Below are 9,688 nucleotides of genomic sequence, written 5' to 3'. Positions count from 1 at the left end.
GACTCCACCTCCACCGATGCTCCAACCGCTGCCGTGTAGTACGCCACAAGACGCTTGTCCCCGTCCTCCCCACGCGCCACCACTACCGCTTCCCCTACTCCCCCATGCTGGCACAGCAGGGACTCGATCTCGCCCAGCTCGATGCGGAACCCGCGGATCTTCACCTGGAAATCGTTCCGGCCCAGATACTCGATGTTCCCGTCAGACAAATACCGCGCCAAATCCCCCGTCTTGTACAAACGGTCCCCAGACTTGCCAGTAAAGGGATCGTCGAGGAATCGCTCCGCCGTCAGCTCGGGCCGGTTGAGATAACCACGGGCAACACCTGCACCGCCGACGTAGAGCTCTCCGCTCATACCAATGGGTACCGGCTTCCGCTGCTCATCCAAAATATAAATACGCAGATCGGGAATACGTCTGCCAATGGGGCTTCCCGTAAGGGAGACAGCGTCGAGAGCGGTGAGCTCGCGATAGGTGACATGAACGGTGGTCTCTGTGATGCCGTACATGTTGATCAACAGGCAAGCCTGATTCTGTGCCCGTTCGTACCAGGGCTTGAGCAGACTCACATTGAGAGCCTCTCCACCGAAGACGACACAACGAAGGCTGTGTTGAACGGGGTTCTCTTCCTGGGCCGCGATGAGCTGGCGGAAGGCGCTCGGTGTCTGGTTGAGAATCGTGACGTGCTGGCTACAAAGCAGTTCATAAAACTGCCGGGGAGAGCGTGTGACGATCTGGGGCACGACGATAAGACGTCCCCCGTGGAGCAGAGCGCCCCAGATCTCCCATACGGAGAAGTCGAAGGCGAAGGAGTGGAAGAGCGTCCAAACGTCAGTGGCGTTGAAGTGGAACCAGTCGGTAGTAGCGTGGAAGAGGCGAACGACGTTCCGGTGCTCGACCATCACCCCTTTGGGGGTTCCAGTGGAGCCGGAGGTATAGATGACATAGGCGAGGTGCGAGGACCGTAGTCCTAGTGCCTGCGCATCGGGGTTGGTCTCCGGCCGGCTGCGCCACGAGGCCTCCAGATCCAGGTCCAGGACCGGCGCCTTTAGCTCACCCAGAGCTTGCTCCAGGGTCCCGCGCGCCGCACCGTGCGTCAGCACCGCCACCGGTCCGGAGTCCGCAAGCATGTAGCTCAGACGATCCACTGGATACGCCGGGTCCAGAGGAACATACGCTCCACCTGCCTTCAGAACACCCAGCAGCGCCACCACCATCTCCACCGAGCGCTCCACGCAGATCGCCACACGGTCGTCCGGACGAACTCCCAGAGCCACTAACTCATGCGCCAGACGGTTCGCGCGGCGATTCAACTCCCCGTAGCTTACACGCTCCTCCTCGTACACCAACGCCGTCGACTCGGGGCTCCCCTCCACCTGTGCCTCGAACAAAGCGGTAAGTACGACCTCAGGCAGCGGATGCGAGGTTTGATTCCAGTCCACCAGTATCCGCTGACGCTCTTCCGCCGTGAGTAGCTCGAGTTTGCCAATGCGGCGTGTCTTTTTTTTAGCCTTCATCGCGGGCTCAATTTCACGCATGTTGTTCACTATTTTCCTCGTCCAGCGCCTCGGCAATCTGCTCTAAGACACTATTCATGTAAGTCCATATACGCTCTGCATCCAGGCTTGGGACCACGCAGACTCGCAGCACAAATCCACTTTCTGTATCGTCTACCGCCAGCGTGACGGGAGAGTCGCCCCCATCGTGCGCAGCAAGAGATTCGATAGAGAATGGTTCGATCGGTTCGTCCATCCTCAACTTCCGATAGTGCCGGTAGTTGAGGATGCTTAGGAACAGAGGGCGGGGTGCAGGTACGTTGCTGCATCTTTGCGCCAATGCAAGAGGTGTTTGCTCATACGACAACAATGCCGCCAGGGTGTCGCTAAGTTGCCTGATCTGATCCTGCGCACTTTCTTCGCCTATATGGATACGGATGGGTAGAGTGTTGATAAACAGACCCAGCACGCGGTCGGCTCCCGCGCCCGCATGCATGCGGCCCGAGAGTACAGTGCCGAACACAACATCTTCGCGTCCTGAAGTTTCCGCCAGAACATATGCCCACGCCAGATGAAATATAACGGCGACACTTACACTGAGCGCACGCGCATGCTCACGCAAGCGCGCAGCTAACTTCGCATCTAGCGGCCGGGAGGCTTCATGCATGCTTTCGCTTTCCACGCCGGAGATACCGAATGGAGCGGTCGGCTCATCGAAATCGCCCAGCATAGCTCGAAAGAAGCTCTCCTGCTGTGTTTGATCCGCTCCCAGCCTGGCCTGTGCGACAAAATTGCGATAAGGCAGCGCGGCAGGCAGGCTTTCAGCTTCTCCGTACAGGTGCGCTCCAACTTCCTGCTGCACCAGCTCCAACGACACACGATCCATGATGATGTGATGGAACAATAGCAGCACGATCCAGCGGCCATGCACTTCATCTTCTGCAAGGCAGGCCCGCAGCAGAGGCGCCTTATCAAGATCTATACGGTAGTGCCGTGCGTCGAATCGCGCGCGCAGGTAATCGTCGATATCGACCGCCGTTGAGGGTACTTCAATCTCTTCTATCGGTAGGGCCACCTTGCGCAGCACGACCTGAACAGGCTCACTCAACCCCTGCCAAATCACTGCCGTGCGGAGGATATCGTGCCGGTTCACGACAGACTGCAGGGCATCAAGCAGGGCAAGCGCGTCTTCCCGGCTCTTCACTGCAAGCATGTTGCTCAACAGGTACGGATCGCCCTTTGTATTGGCAATATGCTGGAACAGCAAGCCTTCCTGAAGCGGAGCCAAGGGATAAATATCCTGAATGTTCGAAAAGCCCCCAGGTATCCGTTCGGCAATAGATTCGATCTCCGCCGCGCTCAAAGTCACCAAAGTCAGCATCTCCGGCGTGATCGTTTTGCACGATTGCGGAATCAGATTTGGTGGAACATCAAAAAAATCCTTCTCTTCTGTCGTTGCAGCCAGATTCTTCAGGGTCGTCTGGTTGAAAAGAAGCTGCCCATCGACCTTCAGGCCCTCGTTGCGCATACGTTCGATAAGCTGCACGGCGAGGAGTGAGTTGCCGCCAATGGCGAAGAAGTTGTCCTCGCGGCTTATCTGTTCGATGGGGAGTTGGAGCACGCTTGCCCAAAGTTTGGCCAGGGTCTGCTCGCGTACGCCCTCCGGCGGGTGGTGTCCAGGGACGGGAGCGACGGCAGGCTCCGGGCGAGGCAAGGCAAGCCGGTTCAATTTGCCATTCGGAAGCAGGGGCATTGCTTCCATCGGCACATAAACTGCTGGCACCATATGTGCGGGGAGACGCCCGGTGAGCCAGCGATGGAGTTGGTTGCGGTCCGGCGAAGCTTCCCCAAGACGCGGAACATAATAGGCGGCCAAAAGAGCGTCGGGCATACCTGAGCTCCAACCCTGCACCGCGACGCGCGCAAGCTTGGGGTGTTGCCCCAGCACCTGTTCCACCCCAAGCGGATCGACTTTCTGGCCCCGAAGCTTGACCTGAAAATCGACTCGGCCTATGTATTCCAGCTCCCATGCGGGACCGTGGCCGAGTCGAGCCATATCCCCGGTACGGAAAAGGGGAGTGCCGCCTCCGTTGAACGGGTTAGGCACCTGGCGTTCCGCGGTCAACTCCGGTTGACGCCAGTAGCCGCGCTTCCCTACCAGGGCACCTTCCACACAGAGTTCCCCGGCAACACCCGGCGGCACCGGTTGACCGTCTTCCCCGAGCAGATGGAGCCGCGTGTTCGCAATGGGTATCCCCATTGCGACGCTCCCGGACCCACGTGTCTCGCTCGATATGCCCGGCCCGGCTGCATGGAAGTAGGTAAGATCGTTGGTCTCCGTCGTGCCGTAGTTGTTATAGAGGTGTGTCTCTGGCAACAACTGCGCAAACCGCGTCCGCAGAGCTTTCGGCAAGGGCTCGCCCGCAGTGATCACATACCGCAGACTGTAAAGATGCTCCGGGTATGCAAGCAGTGCGTTCAGTTGCGAGGGCACCAAATTCAGACGCGTCACTTCCTGCTCGGCCAGGGCCCGCGCAAAGGTCGGTGTATCCCGTACCAACAGATCCGAGGCTATCCACTGTGGCACCCCCGCCAACAGGCCGGAAAACATCTCCTTCAGGTGCACGACGAAACCCGTCGCCGTCTTTTGCGCCACCAGCTCTCCCGGAGCGAAGGGCAGGGTCTCCCACAGATTCCGCAGGCAGTTCATCAACTGACGGTGCTCGACCTGAACACCCTTCGGCTTTCCGGTCGAGCCCGAGGTGTAGGCGATGTAAGCCAGATCTTCGAGATCCGGCTCCGCCCCCTGCCGCCATGGCTCTTCGTCCTGCTCGTCCCACAGCGCATCGAGCGTAATGAGCTTTGCATCGTCAAGCTTGAGACCATGCGATTGCGCGCTCTCGACTACGATCACCCTGGGCTCGACATCAGCCAAAATCCGGCTCGCATAACTGTCCGGATAGCCCGGGTCTACAGGCACATATACCCCACCGGCCTTCCATATCCCGAGCAGGGCTGCGACCAGGTCTACCCCTCGCGGCAGATACAAGGCAACCCGCTCGCCGGTCTTCACCCCGCGTGCCGCCAGAGCCTGGGCTACCCGCCCCGAACGCCGGTCCAGCTCTCCATAGGTCAGCGAGAGCTTCCCATCCCGGCAGGCCACAGCCTCTGGGCGCAAACGCACCTGCTCTCCAAACAGTCCGATGATGCTGCCAGTCTTCCAGACGCGCTCCGCACCCAGCAACGCAGACTCCTGCGCGGCACGCTCCCTGGACGTCAGCTCGATCAGCTGCGATAAGCGAGAGCCCGGCTCTGCAACCAGCCTGCCCAGGACCATCTCTAACTCATCGAGCAGCGCTCCAACCTCGGTGGCATCGAACCTGGCAGAGTCGAACTCGGCTGTCACTGTCAGCTCCGCCGCTTCCCCGAAATATTGCAGGTCCAGGTCGCTCGTCGCCTGCCTGATCCGATCCCCTTCAAATACACGGGCTTCCAGATTCCCCGTCCAGTACCGTACGTCGGCCTGTCGGTAATTCTGGTGGCGCAGCATCATCGGCACTGGCGAGCCACCGTTGGACTGCCGCAGCCCTTCAACCTCAGCCAATAGCCGTTCAAACGGCACACCCTGGTGTTCGAACCCGTCAAGGATGGCACGGCGCACTCTATCCACCAATTCGTGCCCGTTTGGATCTCCGTCCAGCTGCAATCGCAGAGCCACGATGTTGATAAAGAAGCCGATCAATGGTTCCAGCTCCAAGCGCTCCCGGCCAGCCACTGTTGTGCCCAACAATAGATCGGCAACCCTGGTCCGCCGGTAGCTCACAAGCGCCCATCCCACCGTAAGCACCATGAACAAGCTTGCGCGACGATCGCGCGCATAGTCTGTCAGCGCCTCGGCCAGCTTCCTGGGCATCGCTCGCACCACCTGCTGAGCATCGCCTCTCTCCTTTGGTGCAGAAGCTTCGCCCAGTACGAGCGGAGCCGGAGGTGTAGCCAGGACTTTCTTCCAGTACCCTACTGACCCACTCAGATCGAGCTCTCTCTGCCATACCGCCCAATCTGCATACTGGATCCCGAGCGGCGCTAACTTTGGTGCACCGCCTTCTACCTTCGCCCGGTACAACTCCCGCATGTCCCGTACCAGTACATCCACCGACCAGCCATCGGCCACGATGTGGTGCATGGCTAACGACAATACATGTTCCTCTGCGCCGATCTCTACCAGCAACACTCGAAACAGGGGGCCCTGCTCCAAATCGAATACCTGTTCCTCATGCACTCGAACGAGAGCTTCCGCCTGCGAACGCGCTGCCGCCTGCACCTGGAAATCGGCTCCAGCGGGTTCGTCAATCACCTGCTGCGGCCGGCCATTTTCGCCGGGAACGAAGCGCGTCCGCAGTGGCTCATGCCGCTCCACGAGCGCATTCAACGCGGCACGCAACGCTTCCACGTTTAGAGGTCCTGTCAGTTCCAGCGCACCCCCCATCGCCCAGCGAGCTCCGTCCCCCATGGCTTGCTGCGTCCACAATCGTTCTTGCACCTCCGACAACAGCAACGCGCTCTCCCGCGACCGGGGGATTAGACCTCCCTGGCCACCGGCCTGCCGAGCCCGCTTCTCACGAAGTAGTTTGAGAAGTTCTTCGCGCTCTGTGTCGAGTGTCTTTTTCATTTACCACGCAGCCTTATAAGTGAATATGTGTGAACCCCGAGTTACCGCAGTTTGCCAGGGTAGTTGTCGAACACTGAGCAGCCGTAGATCGACCCATTCAGTTTCAACACAGGTAAGAATTCATACCTGTCGAATGATTCAAACCGTGCCAGCTTTATTTGGAATACGGTGCTTCTGCAGGAAGACGGCTCTCCCTATTTCCTAACTTCGAACTAAGTCCGCCTGCATGCAGCCGCGCAACGAATTACACAGCAGAATTTGCTTGGCGTTGAAAAGATCTTCTGGGAAAAGCGTCCGTTCTGCGGCATCGAACCGCGTATCCTGCAAGATGATGCCCCGCATGATTCCTGGCAAAAGTCCCGAGGAAAGCGGTGGTGTCCACCAGTTGTTGTCTATATATAGAAAAAGATTTGTTCGTCCGCCCTCGGTAAGCTCGCCGTGCTCGTTTACAAAAAGCATGTCAAAAGCACCCTTGGTTTCTGCTAATTTCCATCCACGGTCATACTCGTCGCGGAGGGAAGTTTTATGCCGAAGAAGCAGATTAGAAGAGCTTTGTGAAGCGAATTCCCAGTCGGATCCCAGCAGCAGCTTTACAGGTCCGGACGGAATCGGCTGCAGAGGGTAACGCTGTATCTCGAACACCCCGGAGCGCTCAAGACTGATGCGCAGCCGATACGGTCCGGCGTGGACCAACGCTTCATCGCTGCAAAGCGCTTCATTCCGGATGCCGTCCAGATCACAGCTAAAACCTAAAGTTTGGGCACTCGCCGCAAGCCTGGAGAGGTGACGGTCTAGATAGCGCAAACCCGTATCCCCTGAACCGTAGAGTGTCTCGAACAAATAGAAACTCATCTTAGGCACTCTGCCTGCATTTCATGTTCTTCGGCGACAGGGGCGGCCAGCAATGCGATGGCACTGAAAGGAGCAAGCGCCTTCAGCAACATCTCGTCATACTCCTCCTGAGCGTCGGAAAGATGAATGATGGCACCACCCACACCGATTTCAGCAATATTTTCGTTAATCACTGCCGTCCGAATAACAATATTCAGATCGACCCCGCCATTTAGGGATAGGTAACCGATTGCGCCGGAGTAAATTCCGCGCGGTGTTTGTTCCAGGCTATCGATAATTTCCAAGGTCCTTTTCTTGGGTGCTCCGGTCATCGAGCCGCCAGGAAAGCATCTTGCGACGCATCCTACCGGTGACTGCTCCAGAGTTCCTCGAATCGTCGACACCAGTTGATGGACCGTGGCATAGGATTCGACATGCATGAGCGACGGTACATGCACTGAGCCAGCGACGCAGGAGCGGGTAAGGTCATTGCGTAGCAGATCTACGATCATCAGATTTTCGCTAAAGAACTTTTCGTCGTCGAGTAGTTGCTGTCGATTAGACTCGTCTTCAAACTTATCCGCGCTCCGCCGTGTCGTGCCCTTGATCGGCTTGGTTTCCACCATGCCGGCCGAGGTAATCTTCAAAAAACGCTCTGGCGAGCTGCAGAGAACGCTGGTCGGGCCAAAATGCAACAGGCAGGCATACGGTGCAGGATTGATTTCACGTAGTGCCAAATAGGTATTAAAGATGTCGGCTGGAGAGTAGGAGGAAAGTGGGACACGCACTCGATTGGTTAGGCATATCTCATAGGACTCTCCTTTAAGGATCTGCTGTTTTGCTACGGCTATCTGATTCAGATATGTAGTTTTGTCATGGAGAAGGAAGGGCTCGATATCGCTCGGGCGGAGAAGCGGTGGGCGTGTCTCGCAAACCCTATCTGACGCGGGTAAGGTACGAAGCACGTCCTCCACATAGGAAAACCAAGCTTCCACGCCTGTTGCGTCCCCCCTGTGAAGCGCGACGAGGTAAAGCTCGTCGTTCGTGTGGTCGGCGGCGAGAAAGCGGTCGACAAACAGCAATGCTGCGTCAGCCATCACGCTCGGGTGCCCGGGTACCCCCTCTGTGATCTCCATCAGCTCATAGCCGAGATACCCGACAAACCCTCCATTGAAATCAAAAGGAAGCGATTGATCTGTTGTCACGGTCATTGACGCCAGATGCTGTTCAGTAACCTTGAAGACATCGTCTTCCAACTCTTCAGGCTCTTTCGCTGCCCGCAGGATAGTAGTACCGCGACCCACGAAGCCCTCGACTCGATAGGATTCAGGACCGTCGCCCGCTCCCAGGAATGAAAAGCGCGCCTGCCCGGTATCGTGGCGGCTGGAGTCAAGCCAGAAAGCATATGGCGCGGTTATGAAAAGGGCCTCATAGATTCGGGCTGGTGTGGAAGATAAAGGAAGCTTGCGGCTTGTAAGTTGAAAATTCAAAGCTTCACCTCCCTGAGAAAATTGGCCATTAGGGTTTCTCCGAACTCCGAACAGATGGACTCTGGATGAAATTGAACGCCAAAGATGCTTCGCTCACGGTGCTGGAGCCCCATGATGAGTCCCTCATCGGTCCAGGCAGTCTTATAGAGCGGTTCGGGCAGATCGGAATCAACAATCAAAGAGTGATAGCGGACCATCTTGACGCGTTGCGGGATCCCCTCAAATAAACCTTGACCTTCATGGGAAATCACGGCAATTTGTCCGTGTACAGGTTGCGGGGCAAGATCGACTTTCCCCCCGAATGCCACGCCAATGCCCTGGTGTCCCAGGCAGATGCCAAAAACCGGTTTTTCGCTATGCTGCAAAATATCAGCGCATATTCCGAAATCCTGCGCACGCGCCGGATGACCAGGGCCGGGGGAAATCACGACACAATCGGCATTGAAATCCGCGAAGGCAGAGTAACTGATCTCATCATTGCAAAACACTGTAGCGCTTATCCCGGATACGCGATAGATCAAGTCGCGAATGTTATACGTGAAGGAGTCATAGTTGTCGATTAGAGCTATCTTCACTGCATCCCTGCCTTAAATGAATTGGTTGAATTATTATTTGCACCCTTGCAGGCACGCTGACCAAACGATTCAAAATTTGAAGAATTGATGCGAACTCTTTTCTAAAGCAAGTGAGCGCACAAATTTTATTATTTTCTTTCCCGCGGTACTGAATAACATCGCTGTTTACAAAACACAGCAACGGGTTATTTATTCCATTCAGGCTTATTTTTCGCCAAGCAAGAGCTGACTTACTTCCTCGGCAGACAGATTCTCTACGAGTGTTTGCAACTCGGCATCCGAAGTTAATCTTTCCGATGTTAGATCGATCCATAAACCTAAAGAGGCGATCGTAGGCTTATTGAAGATTTCTCGGACGCTCATCTTTATCCCCAACTGCTCTTCAAGCCGGGCGATCACCCGCATCGCCATCAGAGAGTGGCCGCCCAGTTCGAAGAAGCTGTCGTTGCGGCCCACCCGTTCCACTCCCAGCACCTCCGCGAAGACCCCCGCTACGGTCTCCTCCATCTCCCCAACAGGAGCCTCGTAGCCGCGCCGCACATACGCCTCGTCGTCAGGCGCTGGCAGAGACTTCCGGTCCAGCTTCCCGTTCGGGCTCAGAGGGAAACTCTCCATCCGAACGTACGC

6 protein-coding genes are annotated in these 9,688 nt (G+C 56.9%); all 6 read right to left on the bottom strand.

All coding sequences use genetic code 11. The features are described from left to right. On the bottom strand, positions 1–1,538 hold a 1,538-nt coding region (locus HDF15_RS25335), incomplete at its 3' end, for an amino acid adenylation domain-containing protein (protein ID WP_184261224.1). Further along, positions 1,531–6,165, bottom strand: coding sequence for a non-ribosomal peptide synthetase (locus HDF15_RS25330; RefSeq protein ID WP_184261221.1), 4,635 nt, complete (start codon positions 6,163–6,165; stop codon positions 1,531–1,533). The genes HDF15_RS25330 and HDF15_RS25335, both read right to left, overlap by 8 nt. Positions 6,166–6,366: 201 nt before the next feature. Next, a complete protein-coding gene (locus HDF15_RS25325; RefSeq protein ID WP_184261218.1) occupies positions 6,367–7,017 on the bottom strand; it encodes an aminotransferase class IV in 651 nt (216 codons plus the stop codon). Next, positions 7,014–8,486, bottom strand: a complete 1,473-nt coding sequence (locus tag HDF15_RS25320; protein ID WP_184261215.1) for an anthranilate synthase component I family protein — start codon at positions 8,484–8,486, stop codon at positions 7,014–7,016. Before HDF15_RS25320 ends, HDF15_RS25325 begins: the two co-directional genes overlap by 4 nt. Next, the gene (locus HDF15_RS25315) at positions 8,483–9,061 is read right to left on the bottom strand and encodes an aminodeoxychorismate/anthranilate synthase component II (protein ID WP_184261212.1); all 579 of its coding nucleotides are present in this window, start codon (positions 9,059–9,061) and stop codon (positions 8,483–8,485) included. The genes HDF15_RS25320 and HDF15_RS25315 overlap by 4 nt, the downstream gene beginning before the upstream one ends. A 204-nt stretch (positions 9,062–9,265) precedes the next feature. Beyond that, the coding region (locus tag HDF15_RS25310) for a phosphopantetheine-binding protein (protein WP_221314619.1) at positions 9,266–9,688 on the bottom strand (423 nt) is incomplete at its 5' end.

This window comes from Granulicella mallensis, from assembly GCF_014203225.1.
Taxonomy (GTDB): Bacteria; Acidobacteriota; Terriglobia; order Terriglobales; family Acidobacteriaceae; genus Granulicella; species Granulicella mallensis_A.
This window is presented reverse-complemented; position numbering and strand designations above follow the sequence as displayed.